The organism is Allobosea sp. 2RAB26, from assembly GCF_052115465.1.
Taxonomy (GTDB): Bacteria; Pseudomonadota; Alphaproteobacteria; order Rhizobiales; family Beijerinckiaceae; genus Allobosea.
Genome location: NZ_JBFRGS010000008.1, coordinates 21,418 through 41,525 on the forward strand (window position 1 = coordinate 21,418; position 20,108 = coordinate 41,525).

The 20,108-nt window shown below is 65.3% G+C and carries 16 protein-coding genes; 3 read left to right on the top strand and 13 right to left on the bottom strand.

Annotated features, from left to right (window positions below):
- Nucleotides 1-11: 11 nt before the first annotated feature.
- The 9 genes from AB4118_RS16955 to AB4118_RS16995 all read right to left on the bottom strand — a co-directional run bounded on the left by AB4118_RS16955 (nucleotide 12) and on the right by AB4118_RS16995 (nucleotide 11,363).
- The gene (locus AB4118_RS16955; protein WP_113519288.1) at nucleotides 12-953 is read right to left on the bottom strand and encodes a sugar ABC transporter substrate-binding protein; all 942 of its coding nucleotides are present in this window, start codon (nucleotides 951-953) and stop codon (nucleotides 12-14) included.
- Nucleotides 954-1,000: 47 nt separating this feature from the next.
- Nucleotides 1,001-1,942: an ABC transporter permease gene (locus AB4118_RS16960; RefSeq protein WP_441478038.1), complete on the bottom strand. Its 942-nt coding sequence runs from the start codon at nucleotides 1,940-1,942 to the stop codon at nucleotides 1,001-1,003.
- Between the two features lie 262 nt (nucleotides 1,943-2,204).
- Nucleotides 2,205-3,692 carry a xylulokinase gene (locus AB4118_RS16965; RefSeq protein ID WP_441491065.1) on the bottom strand — a complete coding sequence of 496 codons (1,488 nt, stop codon included), beginning with the start codon at nucleotides 3,690-3,692 and terminating at the stop codon, nucleotides 2,205-2,207.
- Nucleotides 3,693-3,838: 146 nt separating this feature from the next.
- On the bottom strand, nucleotides 3,839-5,500 hold the full coding sequence (locus tag AB4118_RS16970) for an ABC transporter ATP-binding protein (RefSeq protein WP_441490841.1): 1,662 nt from the start codon (nucleotides 5,498-5,500) through the stop codon (nucleotides 3,839-3,841).
- Entirely contained in the window at nucleotides 5,500-6,315 is an 816-nt protein-coding gene (locus tag AB4118_RS16975; RefSeq protein ID WP_069880963.1) for an ABC transporter permease, read from the bottom strand. The genes AB4118_RS16970 and AB4118_RS16975 overlap by 1 nt, the downstream gene beginning before the upstream one ends.
- Nucleotides 6,312-7,256 carry an ABC transporter permease gene (locus AB4118_RS16980; RefSeq protein ID WP_069880964.1) on the bottom strand — a complete coding sequence of 315 codons (945 nt, stop codon included), beginning with the start codon at nucleotides 7,254-7,256 and terminating at the stop codon, nucleotides 6,312-6,314. Before AB4118_RS16980 ends, AB4118_RS16975 begins: the two co-directional genes overlap by 4 nt.
- Before the next feature lie 31 nt (nucleotides 7,257-7,287).
- Nucleotides 7,288-8,838, bottom strand: coding sequence for an ABC transporter substrate-binding protein (locus AB4118_RS16985; RefSeq protein ID WP_441490842.1), 1,551 nt, complete (start codon nucleotides 8,836-8,838; stop codon nucleotides 7,288-7,290).
- Between the two features lie 79 nt (nucleotides 8,839-8,917).
- Nucleotides 8,918-10,468: an ABC transporter substrate-binding protein gene (locus tag AB4118_RS16990; RefSeq protein ID WP_441490843.1), complete on the bottom strand. Its 1,551-nt coding sequence runs from the start codon at nucleotides 10,466-10,468 to the stop codon at nucleotides 8,918-8,920.
- Between the two features lies 1 nt (nucleotide 10,469).
- Nucleotides 10,470-11,363: an alpha/beta hydrolase family protein gene (locus tag AB4118_RS16995; protein ID WP_441491066.1), complete on the bottom strand. Its 894-nt coding sequence runs from the start codon at nucleotides 11,361-11,363 to the stop codon at nucleotides 10,470-10,472.
- Nucleotides 11,364-11,491: 128 nt separating this feature from the next.
- Between AB4118_RS16995 and AB4118_RS17000 the strand changes: the two genes are divergently transcribed.
- Nucleotides 11,492-12,148 (top strand): GntR family transcriptional regulator, encoded by a 657-nt coding sequence (locus AB4118_RS17000; RefSeq protein ID WP_069880967.1) that lies wholly within the window; start codon nucleotides 11,492-11,494, stop codon nucleotides 12,146-12,148.
- Here the strand turns inward: AB4118_RS17000 and AB4118_RS17005 are convergent.
- Together AB4118_RS17005 and AB4118_RS17010 are read right to left on the bottom strand one after the other, a co-directional pair.
- Complete coding sequence (locus AB4118_RS17005; RefSeq protein WP_441490844.1) at nucleotides 12,145-13,716, bottom strand: ABC transporter substrate-binding protein; 1,572 nt, start codon at nucleotides 13,714-13,716, stop codon at nucleotides 12,145-12,147. The two genes, AB4118_RS17000 and AB4118_RS17005, sit on opposite strands and share 4 nt — an antisense overlap.
- 74 nt (nucleotides 13,717-13,790) lie before the next feature.
- On the bottom strand, nucleotides 13,791-14,933 hold the full coding sequence (locus tag AB4118_RS17010; protein ID WP_441490845.1) for a C45 family autoproteolytic acyltransferase/hydolase: 1,143 nt from the start codon (nucleotides 14,931-14,933) through the stop codon (nucleotides 13,791-13,793).
- A gap of 83 nt (nucleotides 14,934-15,016) precedes the next feature.
- Here AB4118_RS17010 and AB4118_RS17015 point away from each other — a divergent pair, with 83 nt between their 5' ends.
- Together AB4118_RS17015 and aptA are read left to right on the top strand one after the other, a co-directional pair.
- On the top strand, nucleotides 15,017-15,913 hold the full coding sequence (locus AB4118_RS17015; protein ID WP_441490846.1) for a GntR family transcriptional regulator: 897 nt from the start codon (nucleotides 15,017-15,019) through the stop codon (nucleotides 15,911-15,913).
- A gap of 104 nt (nucleotides 15,914-16,017) precedes the next feature.
- Nucleotides 16,018-17,355: an omega-aminotransferase AptA gene (aptA, locus tag AB4118_RS17020; protein ID WP_441490847.1), complete on the top strand. Its 1,338-nt coding sequence runs from the start codon at nucleotides 16,018-16,020 to the stop codon at nucleotides 17,353-17,355.
- 12 nt (nucleotides 17,356-17,367) lie between these two features.
- Here aptA and AB4118_RS17025 read toward each other — a convergent pair whose 3' ends face one another.
- Together AB4118_RS17025 and AB4118_RS17030 are read right to left on the bottom strand one after the other, a co-directional pair.
- Nucleotides 17,368-18,921, bottom strand: a complete 1,554-nt coding sequence (locus AB4118_RS17025) for an ABC transporter substrate-binding protein (RefSeq protein ID WP_441490848.1) — start codon at nucleotides 18,919-18,921, stop codon at nucleotides 17,368-17,370.
- A 25-nt stretch (nucleotides 18,922-18,946) separates the two neighbouring features.
- Nucleotides 18,947-20,098, bottom strand: coding sequence for a C45 family autoproteolytic acyltransferase/hydolase (locus AB4118_RS17030; RefSeq protein ID WP_441490849.1), 1,152 nt, complete (start codon nucleotides 20,096-20,098; stop codon nucleotides 18,947-18,949).
- Nucleotides 20,099-20,108: the final 10 nt, after the last annotated feature.

The window sequence follows — 20,108 nt, forward strand, 5'->3', positions numbered from 1 at the left end:
CGAGGGGCGCCCTATTTCAGGAAGTCCTTGACGTTGTTCTTGTCGACGACGACCGCGTCCATGAAGAGATAGGGGCCGGTCGTGATGGCGCTCACCGGCTGCTTCTTCACGGCGATGGCCTCGACAGCCTCGACAGCCTTCACGCCCATTTCCTCGAAGGGAACGGTGACGGTCGCGAGGAAGGTGCTGTCCGGGTCGGCAATGCGACGATAGGTTTCGGCACCGCCATCGACGGAAACGAGCGGAATTTCTCCCTTCTTGACGCCCTGCGCCTTGAGCAGATCGTCGATGATGTAGGCCTGACCGTCAAAGGAGGCCCAGATACCGTTGATCTTGCCCTGATTGCGCAGGAGCAGCGCCTGCACGCCGCTGCGGACATCGTCGCGCCAGCTTTGGGTGCGCGCCATGCCGTGCTTGCCGACTTCCTTGACCGCGGTGTTCTCGGACAGGACGACGTCGAGCACCTTGCCGCGAATGCGGGAGGCGATATTGCCGTCGAAACGCACCGACATCAGGTTGCCGGTGTAGCCCATCTGCCCGAGCAGATAGAGGGCTGCGTCCGCACCGACCTTGTATTCATTGGTCTGGATGTCGAACAGCGAGTACGGCCCGGCGCCGGACTGGACTGTGATGACCGGGATGCCCTTGTCCTTCGCGGCCTTGAACTGGGCTTCCGCCTCGACCGGCTTGCCCATGGCGACGATGATGGCGTCGACCTTCTTGGCGATCAGCGCCTCGAACTGCTCGGCGTGCTTCGGCAGCGCGCCTTCGGAATTCAGCAGGGTGACGTTCCAGCCCTTGGCCTTGGCCGCAGCCGCAGCCGCATTTGCAACGCGCGCATGCGTCTCCGAGGTGAACTGGAAGCCGATGACGCCGAGCTCGAATGCGGAGGCGCTGCCGACGCCCCAGGCCAGCGCCAGACAGCTGGCTGCAACCATCTTCACGAACTTCATGACTACCCCCTCCGGACCGCGCGGATGGCTGCGCGGCGTTGTTGCGTTCAAACCTTGAAGGCTGCCTTCCGCACCACGCTGGCCGAGAATGCGACCGAGCCGATGATGATGATGCCAAGCACGATATCCTGCACGTAATAGGCTGCGCCCATCAGCACGAGCCCGTTGCCAAGAACCTTGAGCACAAGCGCGGCAAAGACCGTGCCGGCCACATTGGGCTTGCCGGGCTCGAACATCGTCATGCCGAGCAGCACGGCAGCAATGGCGTAGAGAAAATAGTCGCCGGCCATGTTCGGAGCGGCGGAGGATAGGCTCGCGGCGAGCAGCACGGCGGTGATCGAGGCGAAAACGCCGGCCAGCAGCAGGCCAAGCCGCTTCATCCGCATGGTCGCTATGCCCGCGAGCCGCGCCGCCTCATCAGCCTCGCCGGTTGCCGCCATATGGGCGCCGGTGCGGGTCCATTTCAGCAGCACATAGGAGATGCCGGTCGCCGCAAGCAGGAACCAGATCAGATTGGGCAGGCCGAGCGTCGTGCCGCGTGCCAGGCCGGTGAATCCGGCCGGCCAGCGCCCGACGAAGGCGACGCCCTGCGTGATCATGAAGGCGAGCCCCTTGGCGATGGCGGCCGTGCCGAGCGTCACGATCAGCGAAGGAACCTTCAGCACCGTGACGCCGAAACCGTTGAAGGCCCCCAGCCCGGCGCCCACCGCAAGAGCGGCCAGGACCGCGATCGCGGGGTCATAGCCCGCCTGGATGAACCAGCCAGCGGCGACTGCAGCCAGGCTCGCGACCTCGGCGATCGAGAGATCGAGCTCGGCGATGGTCAAGGCGAGCGCAAAGCCGAGTGCAAGGATGGCGAGGAAGCTCGTGTCCTTGGCGATGTTCAGGAGATTGCCCGGGCTTGCGAAATTCGGCGCAAAGGCGACGAAGAACCCGATCAGGGCGAGCCCCGCCAATGCAGTGCCATGCCGTTCGACAAGCGTGCGCATTCAGTGCGTTCCCCGCAACGGAAGCGCCATGCGGCCTCCGGGCGTCGCAAAGGGCTGATGGGGAGACGGGATCGAGTGTCGGGGCATCATGTCATGACAGCGGGCGAGCGGGCATTTCATCCGAACCGGCCGAAGCCGTACCGAATGGAACAACCCAACCCTAGTGCGGGGCCAAAGCGAATGCGAGCCGGCGCAACGGGTTGAGAGCGAATTCTCCACGTCCAATTGCGCAACGTCAGGCCCTGCTGCACGTGCTGCTCCCTTACTCGCGCCAGCCGGCAAGCTGACGCCCGATTGGCGCCAGAGCCTGCTCTGCCTGTCGGAAGAGTCCAAACAGCCGGTCATAGGGGGCGCGTGAGGCCGGGTTCGGCTGGTAGACCCGCGCCAGCCTGACAAGCGCTTCCTGCGCTGAGGCGAGATCCGGAAAGCGTCCGAGAGCGGTCCAGGCGACGATGGCAGCACCGAGCAGACCATGCTCCTCGCCTTCGACGACGCCGACCGGACGGCCGAGGATATCCGCCTTGATCTGACACCAATGGGGATTGGCAGCGCCGCCTCCGCCGAAGCGAAGTTCCGCGATCGGCCGGCCTGACGCTGCCTCGGCACGCTCCAGCACGACACGATTGAGGAAACCGACGCCCTCCATCACCGCCCAGGCGAGGTCAACCGCGCGGTGGCGGCGATTGAGCCCGACCAGAGCTCCGCGCAGCGACGGATCCCAGTACGGCACGCGTTCGCCCTGGAGATAGGGCAGGAAGATCACCGGGGCGGCATCGCGCGGTTCCGCAAGGACGCGGCCAAGCTCGCGACCGGCTTGCGCCGGTTCGCCCTGGAAGCGACCGAGCAGCTCGAGCAGCCAGATCAGCGTGTCGGCCCCTGTCTGGCTGGGGCCGCCGAGCTGGGTGAGGCCGGCGCCCCAGTCTACCGTCATCAGCCCTTCGGCCCAGGCAGCCCGGGCATTGACGAGACCCAGCACCTCCGTCGTCCCGGACAGGTTGTAGCCAAAACCCGGACGCATGGCGCCCAATCCGACCACGCTCGCCCAGGTGTCGTTCGCCATGGCGATCACGGGCCGGCCGGCAAGATGGCCAAGTGCGCCTTCCAGCCCGGGCTGGACATGGCTCATGATCGAAACCGGCTCGCGCAGCGGCGGAAGAAGCGTCACCGGCAGGGCGGCAGCGTCGAACAGCGAACCGCCGGCGGGCGCGGCCGCTGCGGCCGCCTCCAGCCGCGCGAGCGAAACGGTATCGCTCGCCACGACCCCGGTCAGGCGCAGATTCAGATAGTCCTTGGGATCGAGAACATGTGCCGTGGCCGCGAGGATGTCGGGCTCGGACTGTTTCAGCCACCAGAGCCGCGCGAGCGGGTGGAAGGCATTGAGGCCCGCTGTCTCTGGATGCTCCTTCGGGCACGTGGCCAGAAGCGAGGGCAGCGTCGTGTCGGCGCGCGTATCGCGCCATAGCATGGCGGGACGGAGCACCTGGCCGTCGCGATCGACGAAGACCTGCGTGCGCGTCAGCGCCGAGATCGCCAATGCCTCGATCTGCCCGAAGAGCGCGGGATGGGAAGCCTGGAGCACGGCTGCGCTCTCGCGGAGCGCGCTCCACCAGAGGTCGGGATCGATCTCGGCGGCGCCGCCCTGCTCGATTGGCACCCGCATGACGATGCTATGGCGGGCCCGAAGCTGCCCCGCCTCGTCGACGAGAGCTGCGCGAAAACTGGTGCCGCCGAGATCGCAGGCGAGAACCATGCTCACGGGCGAATACTCCCGTCGCCGCTACGCCTGCCGGACATCACCCTCACCTGCATCGCCTTGATCCGTCGCTCCCTGCCAGGGGCCTGCCTCATAGCAGGAGAGCGAGCGGGCGCGTAGCGCCCGCCGCCGGAAGCTGGGGATCAGGCGAGCGCGGCTTCGGTTTCGTCGACCAGCCGCCAGAACAGGCGCACGCCTCCGTCCGGCGCGGTTTCGAGGCCGGGCACGGCAGAGAGCAGCTTGCGGGTATAGGCATGCTGCGGCCGGTCGAAGATCTCGTCGCGGGTCCCGTCCTCGACGATCCGGCCCTCGTTCATCACCACGACACGGTCGGCGACCTGCTCGACCACGCCGAGATCATGGCTGATGAACAGGCAGGAGAAGCCGTGCTTGCGCTGCAGCTCGGCGAAGAGCTCCAGCACCTGCGCCCGCACCGTCACGTCGAGGGCCGAGACCGGCTCGTCGGCGATCACGAATTTCGGACGGCGCACCACGGCGCGTGCGATCGCGATGCGCTGGCGCTGGCCGCCCGAGAGCTCGTGCGGATAGCGTGACGCGAAGCCGTCGGCGAGGCCGACCTCCGCCAGCACCTCGTGCAGCCGCGCCGCCTTCTGGGCCGCCGTCATGCCGGGCACCAGCCGGAGCGGCTCGGCCACGAGATCGCCGATGGTCATGCGCGGATCGAGCGAGGAATAGGGATCCTGGAAGACCATCTGGCAGTTCAGCCGGTAATCCCAATAGGCCGTTTCGCTCTTGTCGATCGGCTTGCCCTCGAAGCGGATCTCGCCGCTGGTCGGCTTGATCAGGCCGGCGATCGCATGGCCGAGCGTGGTCTTGCCCGAGCCCGAGCCGCCGACGACGGCGACGACCTGGCCCGGCGCGACATCCAGGCTGATGCCATGCAGTGCGCGCTTCGGCGCCTCCTTGCGGAAGAAGCCCTGGCGTCCGCCATAGTCGATCACGAGATCACGCACCGAGACGATCGGCGTTCCGGCTTCCGGCAGCGCGCGCGCCGGACCGCGATGCGGCATCGCGGCCAGCAGCTTGCGCGTATAGGGGTGCTTCGGCCGCGCCAGCAGCTCCTCGGTCCGGCCCTGCTCGACGACATCGCCCTGGCACATCACGATGGCGCGGTCGGAATAGCGCGCGATCATGCCGAGGTCGTGGCTGATCATCAGCACGGCGGTGTTGTTGGCCTTGGTCAGGTCGACCATCAGCTCCAGCACGTCGCGCTGCACGACAGCGTCGAGTGCCGTCGTCGGCTCGTCGGCGATCAGCAGCGCCGGCTTCAGCAACATCACCGAGGCCAGCATGATGCGCTGGCGCATGCCGCCGGAGAACTGATGCGGATAGGAGGTCAACGCGCCCTCGGGATCGCGGATGCCGACACGCCGGAGCATGTCGAGGATCAGCTCCTTGCGCTCGCTGGTGCTGAGCTTGCGATGCAGCGCCAGGCCCTCGTCGAGCTGCCGGCCGATCAGCATCGACGGGTTCAGCGAGGTCATCGGCTCCTGGAAGACCATGCCGACACGCGAACCGCGCATGGCGCGCAGCTGCTTCGGTTCCATGGTCGTGACCTCCTGGCCCTCGAACTTGATCGACCCGGCGACGCGCCTGACTGCGGGCGGGATGAAGCCCATCAGGGCGCGCGCAGCCAGGGTCTTGCCGGAGCCGGACTCGCCGACGATGCCGACGATCTCGCCTGGCGACACCGAGAAGCTGACGCCGTTGACGACGCGCTTGCCGGTGCTGCCGATCTCGAGCGTGAGGTCGTCGACGCGCAGAAGTGTTTCGGACGAGGCCATCACATTCCCCTCATGCGCGGGTCGAGCTTGTCGCGCACAGCATCGCCGAGAAGATTGATCCCGAGCAGCGTCAGCGAAATGCACAGGCCGGGAAAGATGCCGAGCCAGACAGCCTGGCCGATATAGGGCCGCGAACCGGCGAGCATGTTACCCCAGGTCGGGGCGGGTGGCGGCACGCCGAGGCCGAGGAAGGAGAGCGCGCTCTCCGCCAGCAGCACATAGCCGAACATCGAGGTCGCCAGCACGGTCAGCGGCGCGATGCAGTTCGGCAGGATGTGGCGGGCCATGGTGAAGCCCTCGGAATTGCCCATCACGCGGGAGGCAGCGATGTATTCGCGCTCGCGCAGCGAAAGCACCGTGCCGCGCACGATGCGGGCGACCGAGGGCGCATAGGCGATGCCGAGCGCGACGATGATGCCGTATTTGTTGGCACCCACCACCGCGAGCAGGCCGAGCGCCAGCAGGATTCCGGGAAAGGCGAGCAGCGCATCGTTGAAGGCCATGACGATGCGGTCGAACCAGCCGCGGAGATAGCCACTGAAGACGCCGATCACGGTGCCCAGCGTCACGGCGAGCGTGACGGTCAGCAGGCTGATCCAGACGCTGGTCGCAGCGCCCGCCATCAGGCGGGAGAGCACGTCGCGGCCGAACTCGTCGGTGCCGAGCCAGTGCATGGCGCTCGGCGCCGCGAGCTTGGCGCGAAACGAGAGCTGCAGGGGATCGTAGGGGGTCCAGACCGCGCCGGTCAGGGCGACGACGAGCAGGACACCGATGAGCAGACCGCCCAGCAGGGCGTTGGGTGCGGGGAGCTTCATTCGGCTGTCACCCGCGGGTCGAAGATGGGATAGCACAGGTCGATCACCAGATTGACGAGGACATAGGTGAAGGCGACGAAGAGCAGGCAGCCCTGGATCACCGGGTAATCGCGCGCGAAGATCGAATCGACCAGCAGACGGCCGAGGCCGGGAATGGTGAAGACGGTCTCGACCACGGCGATGCCGCCGAGCAGGTTGCCGAGCACGAGCCCGATCAGCGTCCAGGTCGGCCCGAAGGCGTTCTTGAAGGCGTGGCGCCAGAGCACGGCGCCTTCCGAGAGGCCCTTGGCGCGGGCATGGGTGATGTAGTCGAGCCGCAGCACCTCCAGCGTCGAGGCGCGCGCCATGCGCAGGATCACGCCGATCTCGTGCAGGAACAGCGTCAGGATCGGCATGACGAGGTAGAGGATGCCGCGTGTCGTGTCCTCGCCGATCGAGACATAGCCGACGACCGGAAGCCATTCGAGCTTCAGCCCGAAGAACAGCAGCAGGAGCAGGCCGAGCCAGAAGGTCGGGATCGAGAGCAGCAGCGTCGCCAGCCCCACCAGGGTGAGATCGAGCGAGCTGTTCTGGCGCCAGGCGGCAATCACGCCGGCCGGTACGGCGACCAGGCAGGCGAACAGCACCGCAACCAGCACCACCTGCGCGCTGATGAAGAAGCGCTGGGCGATGAGCGGCAGGACCGCCTGCTGCGAATTGATCGACTGACCGAGATCGCCTTGCAGCAGATTGCCGAACCAGATCGCGAACTGCATCGGCAGGCTGCGATCGAGGCCCAGGCGTGCCCGGAGATCGGCCAGGCTCGCCGGATCGGCGAGGTCGCCCAGCATGAGCTGGGCCGGATCACCCGGGATCAACCGGATCAGGACGAAAACCGAGACTGCCACGATGAACAGTGTCGGCAACGCCATCAGGATGCGCGTGAGCGCGAAACGCAGCATTGGTGCTTCCCCTCCCCGTCAGACCTGCGCCTCAATTGGCGAGGTTGACGCCCCACATCCGCATCTTCGACTGCCATGGCTGGAAATCGCGCACGCGCTTGGAATGCGCGATCACGTCGAGGCCGTTGAAGTAGATGATCAGCGGCACCTCTTCGATCATGCGCTTGTGCAGGTCGTCGAAGAGCTTCTGGCGCTCGGCCTTGTCCGAAACGACCATCGACTTGTCGATCAGTGCCTGCGCCTCGGCATTGTCCCAGACCTTGCGCGGCTGCTTGTCCTTCGGCCCGGCGAACTGCTCGAACCCGAGCGCGGGGTCGAAGCGTGCCGAATAGGAGAAGGACTGCATCTGGTAGTTGCCCTTGTTGTAGCGATCGAGCTGGGTTGCCCAGTCCAGGACCTCGATCTCGGCATTGATGCCGGCGGCCTGCATCATCGCCTGAGCCACGACGGCGGCCGGGAAACTCGGCACGGTCGGGCGCTTGTTGGCGATGATCGAGATCTTCTCGCCCTTGTAGCCGGCATCCTGGAGCAGCTTCTTCACCTTGGCCGGGTCATAGCTGAAGCCCTGCTTCTCGACCGGTCCGAAATAGGCCGAGCTCGGATAGATCGCCGAATTGTTCGGCGTGCCGAGATTGCTGGAGGCGGCTGCGACGAGCTCGGTCATGTCGAGCGAAGCGGCGATGGCCTGGCGCAGCTTGACGTTCTTGATCAGCGCGTCGTTCGTCTGGAACAGGAAGGTGTGGCGCACGGCGTTCGGCGCGACCTTCACGTCGAGCTTGGGATTCTTGCGCAGTTCCTCGACGTCGCTCGGCAGGATTTCGGCCATGTCGATGGCGCCTGAGATCAGGCCGGCCTTCACCGTCGCGGGATCGCGCACGACAAGGAACTTCACGTCCTTGATGAGCGGCTTCTTCAGGCCGATATAGCCGTCGCGCTTGGCGCTCTTCGGCGACGCATAGCCGTCGAAGGCGGTCATGGTGAAATACTCGCCGCGCTTCCAATCGCCGATCTTGAACGGCCCGGTGCCGACCGGCTTGTCCCAGGAACCGTCTGCCTTCAGCGAGTCCTTGTGGATGACGGCGGCCATGGCGCAGTCGGTGCGTGCCAGCGCGTCGAGGAAGAGCGCGCTGGGCGAGTTGATGCGCATCACGACGGTGTTGGCGTCGGGAGCCTCGATCGCCTCGACCTTCAGGCCATTGCGACCGTCGAATTCGGACAGGCAACGCCACTCCGTCTTCGGATCCATGTAGCGGTTCCAGCTCCAGACGACGTCGGCCGAGGTCAGCTCCGCGCCATTGTGGAACTTCACGCCCTTGCGCAGCGTGAAGGTGTAGGCCTTGCCGTCGGCCGACATCTCGACCTTCTCGGCGAGAAGCGGTCCAACCGTGCCATCCTCGGCATAACCGACCAGGCCCTCGACGAGCTGCAGGACGAAATCATCCGTGTTGTCGTCGCGGTTCACGCCGGGATTGGAGCTGCGGATATCGGCAGCGACCGCGACCGTGACGGACTGGGCGGCGGCCGGAGCAGCGACGAGCGCTGAGGTCGCCAGTGCGAAGGCCGAGGCATAGATGCGGTTCATGTCGATGTTCCTGTTGTCGTCGTTCTTCTTGGTTTTGAGATGAGCTGGCCCGGGTCCGGCGCGGGCCAGGAGCAACGCCTCAATTGGCGAAGCTGACCTCCCAGAGCCGCGGCTTCCCTGCGACCCAGGGGGCAAAGCCGCGCAGCTTCCTGGAGACACCGGCCGTGTCGACCTGATTGTAGAGGAAGATCAGCGGAGCTTCGGCGAGCATCAGCTTGTGGAGCTCGTCGAACAGCTTCTGGCGCTCGGCCGGATCGCCGACGAGAGTCGCCTTCTCGATCAGCTCGTCGGCACGCCGGCTGTCCCAGGCCTTGGACGGGAATGCGTCCTTGGGTCCGCTGAACTGGTTGTAGCTCTGGGCAGGATCGATGCGGGCGGAATAGCTGAAGGACATCATCTGGAAGTTGCCCTTGGAATAGCGGTCGAGCTGGGTCGCCCATTCCAGCACCTCGATCTCGCTGTTGATGCCGGCGGCCTGCAGCATGGCCTGGGCCACGACCGCGGCCGGGAAGCTCGGCACCGTCGAGCGCTTGTTGGCGATCAGCTTGATCGGCTGGCCCTTGTAGCCGGCCTCGGCGAGCAGCTTCTTCACCTTGGCGAGGTCCTGGGTGTAACGCTGGCGCTGCACCTCGCTGTAATAAGGCGACGTGACATAGATCGCCGAGTTGTTGGTCTTGCCGAGCTCGTTCGAGGTGTGCGCGACGATCTGGTCGAGATCGAGCGCCGCCGCGATTGCCTGGCGCATCCGGACATCGCCGAGCAGGGCGTCGCGCGTCTGGAACAGGAAGGCGTGCTTCGTCGCGCTCGGGGCGCTCATCACCTCGAGATTGGGGATCTTCTTCATTTCCGGCACGTCGGAATCAGGGACGTCTGCCACATGCAATGCGCCCGACATCAAGCCGGCCTTGATCGTGGCGCCATCGGCGATGGAGAGGAATTTCACCTCCGGCACCAGGGCACGCTTGCGGCCGACATAGCCGTCGCGCTGCTCGCCAGGGGGCGAGACGTAACCGTCGAAGCGCTTCAGCGAGACGAATTCGCCGCGGCGCCATTCGCCGAGCGTGAAGGGGCCGGTGCCGATCGGCCGGTCCCAGCTGCCGTCGGCCTTCACCGAGTCCTTGTGGATGATCGCGACCATGGCGCAATCGGTGCGCGCCATGGTGTCGAGGAACATCGCACTGGGCTTTTCCAGCTTCATGACGAAGGTCGACGGATCAGGTGCGTCGACACTGGTGACCTTCATGCCGGTCCGGCCGTCGAATTCCGCCCGGCAGCGCCAGTCGGTCTTCGCGTCCATGTAGCGGTTCCAGTTCCACAGCACGTCGGCCGAGGTCATGACCGCGCCATTGTGGAACTTCACGCCCTTGCGCAGCGTGAAGGTGTAGGTCAGCCCGTCGGGCGAGACCGCGATCGACTCCGCCAGAAGCGGCGCGACCGCGCCGTTCTCGCGGTAGCCGACCAGGCCCTCGACCATGTGCAGCACGACGGCATCGGTATTGTCGTCCCGGTTGACGCCCGGGTTGGTCGAACGGATGTCCGCATTGAGCGCGACATTGATCGTCGATTGCTGGGCCAGAACCGGCGCAGCAACAAGGGTCAAAGCAATAGCCAGGGACGACGTCAGGTTCACTTCATTTCCCCTTCAGCACGGTGAGAGGCGCAGCATCTGCACGCAGGCGGGTCAGCGTTTCCGCCAGGAATTCCTCGACGCGCGGCACAGCCTTGACGCCGTCATGCGGCATGTTCGGCACCAGATTGAAGCGCACCTTCACGCCTGCGGCTTCGAAGGAGCGCTGCAGGCTGGCGAGCCGCTCAGGGCGCGTCTTGCCGGCATGGTTGGCGTCCGGCATCCAGTTGCGGCCGCCTTCCTTGTGGGTGATCTCCCAGGTCTCCAGATCGGCCGCGCCGACGATCATCTGGACCGGCACCTTGGCGAGGGCCGCCAAGTCGATCTCCTGTCCGAAGAGCGCCGCGAAATTGCGCGTGCCGACCCACCAGTCGCGCGTCGGATCGAGCAGCGTGACCGAACCCGGTGCTCCGATGCAGGCAGCCCAGAGGCGGTCGGGATGCAGAAGCATGAAGCGATGTGCGAAGTGCCCGCCGCCGGAATACCCGAACAGGGCAAAGCGCTTGAAGTCGAGATTGTAGCGCTCGCCGACCTCATCGACGATGGCAAGCAGTTCGTGATCGTAGCGGATGTCGGCTTCGCGCATGTACTTGAAGCCGTCACGATAGCCGTCGCCCCGCACCCCGACCGGGAAGAGCGGCGCGAGCACGATGCAGTTGTTCCAGCGCGCGAACTCGGTGAAGGCATCGCGATAGGTGATGAAACTGCGGCCGGTGCCATGCATGGCGACGACCAGCGCCGGCGGCTCGCCGCCCTGCCCCACTGACGGCGGCACGTAGAGGCAATAGGCAAAGCGGGGATCGTGCCGGCTGGCGAAGACCGTGGTCCGGTCCATGTCGTAGAGCGCGGCGGCCTTGTCGGCCTTCTTGGCTTCGGGCGCTTCACGCGTCGCAGTCATCGCAGCCATCGGATATCCTTTATTGGCTTTTAAATTGGCGCCAATTATGTTGCACGTTGCATTCAGGCTGGCAAGCTTGGATCGGTCGCTTCGCCCGGTAGCGAAATCGCGGCGAGATGAGCTAGGGAATGACGATGACGACCGTGAAGCGTAAGCCGAAATCGAAACACGCCCTGGCTGGCGAGATCGCCGAGGCGATCAAGCTCGGCCAGTTCCGCTCCGGCGAATGGCTCCGCCAGATCGACATCGAGCAGAAATTCGCCGCGACGCGCTTTGATGTTCGCACCGCGCTCGACGAACTCGTCGTGCGCAAGGCGATCGAACATGTCCCCAACCGGGGCTACCGCGTGGCCGAGATCGATCGAGAGACCCTGCGCCATATCCGGTCTGTCAGGATCGTGATCGAGACCTCCGTCGCGACCGCAATCGTTGGCCGGATGACGCCGGCAACCCTCTCGACGCTTCGTGGCCTCGCCGAGGAGTTCGGCGTGGCGGTGCGCGAGGGCACGCGCGCCGACCAGAGCCGGGTCAACGCCGAATTTCACGAAGTGATGTATCATCTCAGCGGCAACCCCGTGCTGGAGGAGCTGATCTGGAACCTGCGTGATCGCGGGCGCGGGTCGAACGTCACGGTATGGGCCTCCCACGAGTCGCTGCTGCGCAGCGACCGTGACCATCACGCCATGCTCGAAGCCATCGAGAAGCGCGACATTGCGCGCCTCTCGCAGTTGATTGCAGCTCATATTCTCAAGGATGCACCCGAGAGAGAGCCGGGGGACCTTTAGTCGGTGACGCTGACTTCCCAGAGTCTGGGCTTGGACAGGATCGAGGACTGGTAGCCCTTCACGCGCTTCGCATAGACGCCGGCATCGAGCCCATTATAGAGCATGACCATTGGCACCTGGGCGATGAAGCGCGTGTGCAGTTCGTCGAACAGCTTCTGGCGCTCGGCCTTGTCCGAAACCACCATCGACTTGTCGAGCAGCGCGAGCGAGTCCGGATCGTCCCAGACCTTGCGCGGCTGGGTCGCCTTCGGACCGGCGATCGACTCGAAGCTCAGTGCGGGGTCGAGGCGGGCCGAATAGGGGAAGGCCTGCATCTGGTAGTTGCCCTTGCTGTAGCGGTCGAGCTGCGTCGCCCATTCCAGCACTTCGATCGAGACATTGATGCCGGCACCCTGCAGCATCTGCTGCGCGATCACCGCGGAATCGAAGCTCTGCGGGTAGCGCTTGTTGGCCAGCATCACGATCGGCTCGCCCTTGTAGCCGGCTTCCTGAAGCAGCTTCTTGGCAGCCGCGACATCGTGCTTGTAGCCCTGCTTCTGCACCGGCCCGTAATAGGACGACATCGCAGGGACGATCGAATTGTTCGGCTTGCCCAGGCCGTCCGTGACGGCGGAGACGATCTCGTTGACGTCGAGCGCTGCGGCAATCGCCTGGCGCAGCTTCTGGTTCTGCAGCAACGGATCGCGGGTCTGCAGCAAGAGGCCGACCAAGCCCATGTTCGAGACGAGCGAGACCTCGACCTTGGGGTTCTTGCGCAGCTCGCCGACTTCAGCATTGGCGACGTCGGGGATGACGTCGATGTCGCCGCGCAGCAATGCGGCCTTGGCGGTGGAGCTGTCAGGTACGATCAGGAAGCGGACTTCATCCACCAGCGGACGCTTGCTGCCGGTATAGCCATCGATCTTGCCGGGAAGGCTGGCGTAGTCGGCATTGCGCACGAGCCGGATATATTCGCCGCGGCGCCATTCACCGAAGCTGAATGGCCCGGTGCCGATCGGCTTGTCGAAACTGCCATCCGCCTTCACCGAATCCTTGTGCATGATCCCGGTCATGGCGCAATCGGTGCGGGCGATGCTGGCAAGGAAGAGAGAGCTCGGCTTGTCGAGCTTGAACACCACCGTCGAAGCATCCGGCGCCGTTACGGATTCGACCTTGACCCGCCCTCGCCCGTCGAATTCCGAAAGGCAGCGCCATTCGGTCTTCGGGTCCATGTAGCGGTTCCAGCTCCAGACGACGTCGGCGGCCGTCAGCGGCGCGCCATTGTGGAACTTCACCCCCTTGCGCAGTGTGAAGGTGTAGCTCAGCCCGTCCTCGGACAGCGCGACCTTCTCGGCAAGGAGCGGCTTGACCTCGGCATCATCGCCATAGGCGACGAGGCCCTCGACCATATGCAGCACGACGGCGTCGGTATTGTCGTCCCGGTTCACACCCGGATTGATGCTGCGGATATCGGCATTGAGATGCGCGCGAATGCTCGTCGGCGCCGCGAGCGACGGGCCGAGACCTGCCAGCAGCGCGGTCATTGCCGCACTGGCAAGCGCTGCTGCTGCAATCGGTTTGAAAGCCATGTTCGATCCCCTCCTGATTTTTGTTAGCGAATGGCGTCGGGCCGCCCTCTACGGCTCCGACGCATGCAAAGAACTCACTCGGCGGCTTCGGCCAGCGTCACCGGATCGTCAGTCAGGCTGTAGCGCGTGAACCGCCGGTTCAGGGCCGGCAGCGGGGCCACTTCCATGATGCCCTTCGCCGGCTGCATGATCACCATCGACACAGTGGCCGAGAGGTTGCCGGTCTCGTTGGGGCGCGGCGGGCGGCAGACGGCATAGGGCGACAGGAAGTCGTCGAAGAACGCATTCTTGAGATCGGCGACGCTGAGCTTGCGGCCGGCATCGTCGAGCAGCTTGCGGACGCGCCAGTCGCGGTAGAAACTCTCCGGCACACGCGGAATGCCAGTGTCCTTGATCTTGGTGAGCGCGATCGAGCCGACCCAATGGTTGGCATGAACGATCAGGCCATCACTCGGGTAGATCGGGAAGGCCTCGTCCGGAGCGCATTCGAAGTCGATGGCGAAGCCGGCGACCGTCGAGAGCATCATGTTGTTCGAGCAGGCCTTCGGCGTCGTCGCCACGGCCTTCATCGCCATGGCGAAATGCTCCTGCTCCAGCACCTTGCGCCGGATCAGCGCCAGCGGCACGCCGGCCTGGGTGAAGTCGCGCTCGGACTCCAGATAGTTGGCGGTGATCGAAACGCCGGCGGCGTTCATGCCGCAGCGAGCAAGACCGCCCGCCTCGACAAAGGTCAGGAAATCCGGGCCGTCATCGCGGCGCACGCGCAGCACGATGGCGGTCTCGGCGCATTCCGCCTTCCAGTCCCAGTTCTGGCCGTGGATGAGTTCCCCCGTCGCGCTGCGCTCGGGCAGAATGACCGCGCCCGTGCAACCATCGTCGAGCTCCTCGCCGGCCTCGACCGGCTTGGCCTTCTCGAGCCGTGCCTTGGCCATCACTTCGGTGCGGGCATTGACCATCACGATATCTTCGAGCGTGACGCCGGCACCGTCGGCTATGCCGCGCATCTCCTCGACATAATGGGCGCCGAAAGCCTCGATCTCGCGGGCGAATTCGGCGATCAATCGCGACTTGGCAACGGCATCGTAGCCGAGCTCGGTGAGCTGGCCGCCATAGAGCTCGATGCTGCGCTTGACGCGCGCGGGGACCGCGGCGCCATGCTGCCGGCCGCGCTCATAGGGCGATCCCGAAACATCGATGAATGGAAAGGGCTCAACCATGGACCAAATCTCCGCGCCGGCTCTGGCGCCCGGCTAACAGTTAATGTATTTCATCACGCAGTAAGACAATCAAGAGGAAATTCATGGCCGAACCGACCCGGCTCCAGCAGGATCTGGCCGAGCGCATCATCCAACTGGCGCGCGAGGATGGTCTCGCGGCGGGCGCATGGCTCAACGAAAATAATCTGGCCAAGCGCCTGAATGTCTCGCGGACCCCGGTTCGGGCGGCGCTCAGCCATCTCGAAGGCCAGGGAATCGTGCTTCGTCACCCCAACAAGGGCGTCGAACTGGTCAGCGCGCTTCCGCTTCCGGCAGACAGTGCCGGCTCGCCCGACGAGACCGACCTCGCTCTGGTCAGGATCGCACGCGACCGCGAGAGCGGCGCGCTTGGCGATGACGTTTCCGAGCTGGAGCTGATGCGCCGATACGAGATGGCGCGACCGGAAATCCAGCGCACCCTGAAGCGCCTGGCCGAGCTGGAGATGGTGGAGCGCAAGCCAGGCTATGGCTGGCGCTTCCTGCATGAATCCTCGGATTCGTCACTGCGAATGGAGCGCTATCGCTTCCGGATGCTGCTCGAGCCCATGGGTTTTCTCGAACCTGGCTTTCGCCTCGACGAGCACTGGGCGGTGGAGATGCTGAGGCGGCACCGCCACACCCTCACCCAGCCCTGGCGCGAGTCCTCCAGTGTCGCCTTCTACGAGATGAACGCGGCCTTTCACGAAGGCCTCGCGGCCGCATCGGGCAACCGCTTCATCCACTCCGCCATCCGCCGAGAAAACCAGATGCGACGGCTCTCCAACTATGATTGGGGCTCCGGCACCGAACGGGTCCAGGTCAGCTGCACCGAGCACATCGAGATCCTCGAACGCCTGCAAGCCGGAGACCGGGAAATCGCCTCGGTCCTGATGCGCCGGCATTTGCAGCGCGCCAGCGAACTCAAGCGGAGAGTCCGGCAACCGCCGCCCACGGCCGGCTAGCAAGGCATGTGAAGTGATATTGTCTTTCGTACGGAATAAAGACAGTATCGCCTCTCGCCAATGGCGCGCCCGTGATGGGATCGCCCCCGCCCGAGGATCGCTTCATGCCAGCCACCGCCCTTCGTAGCGAAACCGACCGCAGCAACGCTCCGGACGCCTTCTGGATGCCGTTCACGCCGATGCGCGGCTTCAAGCAGGAGCCGATGCTGTTCGAGCGCGCCGAGGGCATGCACTACTTCACTCCCGAGGGGCGCCAGGTCCTCGACGCGATGGCAGGCCTCTGGTGCGTCAATGCCGGCCACGGCCAGCAGCGCATCGTCGAGGCGATCCGTGAGGCGGCTGGGCGCCTCGATTTCGTCTCTTCGTTCAAGATGAGCCATCCTGCCGCGCAGACCTATGCGGCACGGCTGTGCGATTTCGCGCCCGAGGGGCTCGATCACGTCTTCTTCGTCAATTCCGGCTCCGAGGCGGTCGATACCGCGCTCAAGATCGCACGCGCCTATCACCATGCGCGCGGCGATGCGCGCCGCACCAAGCTGATCGGCCGGGCCAAGGGCTATCACGGCATGGGTTTTGGCGGGCTGTCCGTGGCAGGCCTCGGCCGGCACAAGCGCGGCTTTGGCCCGCTGCTGCCGGAAGTCGCCCATCTCGCCCTGCCCTATGATGCCGGCATGGCGTTCTCGCGCGGCCAGCCGGACACCGGCGCGGCCTATGCCGAGGAACTCGAGCGCGTGCTCGAGATGAACGATCCGGCCAGCGTCGCTGCCGTCATCGTCGAGCCGGTGACCGGCTCGGGCGGCGTCTATCCGCCGCCGAAGGGTTATCTCGAGCGCCTGCGCGCGATCTGCGACAAGCATGGCGTGCTCCTGATCTTCGACGAGGTCATCACGGGCTTTGGACGCCTCGGCACCCCATTCGCGGCGCAGGCGTTCGGCGTGACGCCCGATCTCATCACCTGCGCCAAGGGCATGACCAATGGCGCGGTGCCGATGGGCGGCGTCATCGTCTCGAATACGGTCTATGATGCCTTCATGGCCGGCCCGCCCGAGGTGATCGAGCTGTTCCACGGCTATACCTATTCGGCTCACCCGCTCGCTTGTGCCGCTGGGCTCGCCACGCTCGATGTCTTTGCCGAACAGGGCATCGTGGCGCGCGCAAAGGCGGCAAGCACGCATTGGCAGGAGCGTGCGCTGGCGCTCAAGGGCTCCCCGCATGTTGCCGACATCCGCAGCATCGGCCTGCTCGGCGCCGTGGAGCTGACACCGCGGCCAGGGCAGCCCGGCGCGCGCGGAGCGGCCTGCGCCAAGGCCTGCTATGAGGCCGGCGTGCTGGTGCGCGGGTCGGGCGACACGATCGTGCTGTCGCCGCCGCTCATCGTCTCGGAAGGCGAGATCGACCTGGTCTTCGCGACCATCGCGACAGCCCTGCTCAGCATCGATTGATGCATCGGCTCTTCAGGACTTGATCGCAACCTCCCAGGCCCGCGCGCGCGACTCCCACGGCACGAAGCCGGAGACGCGCGCCGTCGAGGCCCAGGCTTCGATCGAGTTGAACAGCATCACCAGCGGCACGTCGTCGATCATCCGCTTGTGCAGTTCGTCGAAGATCTTCTGACGCTCGGCCGGGCTCTCGATCTTCGAGGCCTTGTCGAGCAGCGCAATCACAGCGGGGTCATCCCAGACCTTGCGGGGCTGGTCCGCCTTCGGCCCGGTGAAATGCTCGAAGCTCAGCGCCGGGTCGAGCCGCGCCGAGTAGGAATGCACCATCAGCTGGTAATTGCCCTTGAGGAAGCGATCCATATGGGTCGCCCACTCCACGACATCGATGTCCGAGTTGACGCCGACGGCCTGGAACATCGACTGCAGCACGACTGCGATGTTGAAGCTTGGCGCCGATTTACGGTTATTGGTGGTGATCTTCAGCCGCTCGCCCTTGTAGCCGGCCTCGGTGAGAAGCTTCTTCGCACGCGCCGGATCGTAGCCGTGCGAGAGGTTCTGCACGTCGCTGTGATAGGCCGACTTGGCGTGGATCGTGGAGTTGTTCGGCTGCACGCCGAGATCGGAGACGATCGCGACGAGCTGGCTGAAATCGATGGCCGCCGCAAGCGCCTGGCGCATCGCCGGCATCCTGAAGACCGGGTCGTTGGTCTGGAAGAGCAGTGCATGGCGCGCTGCCGTGGTCGCGGTCTGGACCGTTATGCCGGGAGCCTTCTTCAGCTCGGAGACATCAGAGCCCAGCACTTCGGCAATGTCGATCTGGCCTGCGATCAGGCCGGCCTTCACCGAGGCTGCATCCGGGACGACCAGGAACCTGACCTCCGGAACGAGCGGCCGCTTGCTGCCGGCAAAGCCGTCGAGGCCGCCAGGCAGCGACTGGTAGCCATCGAAGCGCGTCAGGCTGATCTGCTGGCCGCGACGCCACTCGCCGAACTTGAACGGGCCGGTTCCGACCGGTGCTTTCCACGAACCGTCAGGATTCAATGAATCCTTATGGATTACCGCGGCGCTGCCGCAATCGGTGCGCGCCAGCGAGAACAGGAAGAGCGCGTTGGGCTCGTTGATGCGCATTCGCACGGTGGTTGGCGACACGGCTTCGACCGCTTCGACCTTGAGCCCGCTGCGGCCGTCGAAATCGGCAAGGCAACGCCATTCCGTTTTCGGGTCCATATAGCGCTGCCAGCTCCAGACGACGTCCGCGGCGGTCAGCGGCGCACCGTTGTGGAAGGTCAGTCCCTTGCGCAGTTCGAAGGTGTAGCTCAACCCATCCGGTGAAGTCTCGACCTTCTCCGCCAGCATGGGCCCGACGGTGCCGCCTTCGCGATAGGCGACCAGCCCTTCGACCATGTGGAGGGTCACCGCGTCGCTGTCGTCGTCGCGATTGACGCCCGGATTCGTGCCGCGAATATCGGCCCTGAGGGCGATGGTCAGGGTTTGCGCCGCCACCGGAGCACTCGACAGTGCCGCGAGCAGCGCCATCGTCGCAATGCGCGTTCGTGAAGCACGTCTCATGAGCAAGGACCTCCCAATCCCCGTGTCAGGCCGCAGCCGCGACGGCGACCGGATCGCCGGAAAGGCTGTAGCGGGTGAAGTGTCGGTTGAGCGCGGGCAGCGGCGCCACCTCCATGATGCCGAGCCCGGGCTCCATCACGATCATCGCGACGCTCGCCGTCAAATCGCCGGTCGCTCCGGCTCGTGGCGGGCGACAGACGGCATAGGGCGACAGGAAATCGTCGAAGAGCGCGGCCTTCAGATCCTCCCGTGTCAGGAAACGCTGCGGCTCGGTCAGCAATCGCCTGACACGCCAGTCGCGGTAGTGACTGTCGGGTGAGCCGAAGCCGGTATCGCGTAGCTTGGCAAGCGCGACCGGACTGATCCAGTGGTTCGCGTGCACGATGAGCCCATCTTCCGGGTAGACCGGAAAGGCCTCGTCCGGGGCGCATTCGAGGTCGATGGCAAAGCCCCGGTCCTGGCTCAGCATCATATTGGTCGAACAGGCCTTCGGCGTGGTCGCCACTACCTTCATCGCCAGTGCCAGGTGCTCCTGCTCCAGTGCCTTGCGGCGCACCAAGGCGAGCGGAACGCCTTCCTGGCGGTAGTCGCGATCACTGCGCAGATAATTGCCGGTCACGCAGATGCCGGCTTCGTTCATGCCGTGACGACCGAGGCCGCCCGCCTCGACGAAAGTGAGCAGATCGGGCCCATCCTGCCGGTGCACGCGCAACACGATCGCGGTTTCCGCGCATTCCGGCTGCCAGTCCCAGTTCTGGCCCTGGATGATGCCCCCGCTCCAGCTTCGCTCCGGCAGGATGATGGCGCCGGTGCAGCCATCGGCCATCTTCTCCTCCTCCTCCTCATCGTCCTCATCGATGGGGCGGGAGGCAAGGAGGCGCGCCTTGGCGACGATCTCCGTCCGTGCATTGATCATGATGATCGCCGAGAGGTCGAGCCCGGCCCCGTCGGCGATGCCGCGCATTTCCTCGAGATAGGCCTCGTCGAAGGCAGCAATTCCCCGGCTGAACTCGGCGATCAACGCTTCACGTTCACCTGGCTTCGATCCGAGCCTGTCGAGCTGGCCTGCGTAGAACCGTGCGCTGCGATGCACGCGATCTGTCACCGCCGCACCATGTTGCCGCCCTCGCTCGTAAGGCGACCCAGATACCGAGACGAAGGGAAATGGTGCAATCATCCACAGGCTC

Bases quoted from the DNA above. Each gene is read 5' to 3' on its own strand.
- AB4118_RS16960 (WP_441478038.1), bottom strand. From the start codon at position 1,942: ATGCGCACGCTTGTCGAACGGCATGGCACTGCATTGGCGGGGCTCGCC.
- AB4118_RS16995 (WP_441491066.1), bottom strand. From the start codon at position 11,363: ATGACTGCGACGCGTGAAGCGCCCGAAGCCAAGAAGGCCGACAAGGCC.
- AB4118_RS16955 (WP_113519288.1), bottom strand. From the start codon at position 953: ATGAAGTTCGTGAAGATGGTTGCAGCCAGCTGTCTGGCGCTGGCCTGG.
- AB4118_RS16980 (WP_069880964.1), bottom strand. From the start codon at position 7,256: ATGCTGCGTTTCGCGCTCACGCGCATCCTGATGGCGTTGCCGACACTG.
- AB4118_RS16985 (WP_441490842.1), bottom strand. From the start codon at position 8,838: ATGAACCGCATCTATGCCTCGGCCTTCGCACTGGCGACCTCAGCGCTC.
- AB4118_RS17010 (WP_441490845.1), bottom strand. From the start codon at position 14,933: ATGGTTGAGCCCTTTCCATTCATCGATGTTTCGGGATCGCCCTATGAG.
- aptA (WP_441490847.1), top strand. From the start codon at position 16,018: ATGCCAGCCACCGCCCTTCGTAGCGAAACCGACCGCAGCAACGCTCCG.
- AB4118_RS17000 (WP_069880967.1), top strand. From the start codon at position 11,492: ATGACGATGACGACCGTGAAGCGTAAGCCGAAATCGAAACACGCCCTG.
- AB4118_RS17025 (WP_441490848.1), bottom strand. From the start codon at position 18,921: ATGAGACGTGCTTCACGAACGCGCATTGCGACGATGGCGCTGCTCGCG.
- AB4118_RS16970 (WP_441490841.1), bottom strand. From the start codon at position 5,500: ATGGCCTCGTCCGAAACACTTCTGCGCGTCGACGACCTCACGCTCGAG.
- AB4118_RS16965 (WP_441491065.1), bottom strand. From the start codon at position 3,692: ATGGTTCTCGCCTGCGATCTCGGCGGCACCAGTTTTCGCGCAGCTCTC.
- AB4118_RS16975 (WP_069880963.1), bottom strand. From the start codon at position 6,315: ATGAAGCTCCCCGCACCCAACGCCCTGCTGGGCGGTCTGCTCATCGGT.
- AB4118_RS17030 (WP_441490849.1), bottom strand. From the start codon at position 20,098: ATGATTGCACCATTTCCCTTCGTCTCGGTATCTGGGTCGCCTTACGAG.
- AB4118_RS17005 (WP_441490844.1), bottom strand. From the start codon at position 13,716: ATGGCTTTCAAACCGATTGCAGCAGCAGCGCTTGCCAGTGCGGCAATG.
- AB4118_RS17015 (WP_441490846.1), top strand. From the start codon at position 15,017: ATGGCCGAACCGACCCGGCTCCAGCAGGATCTGGCCGAGCGCATCATC.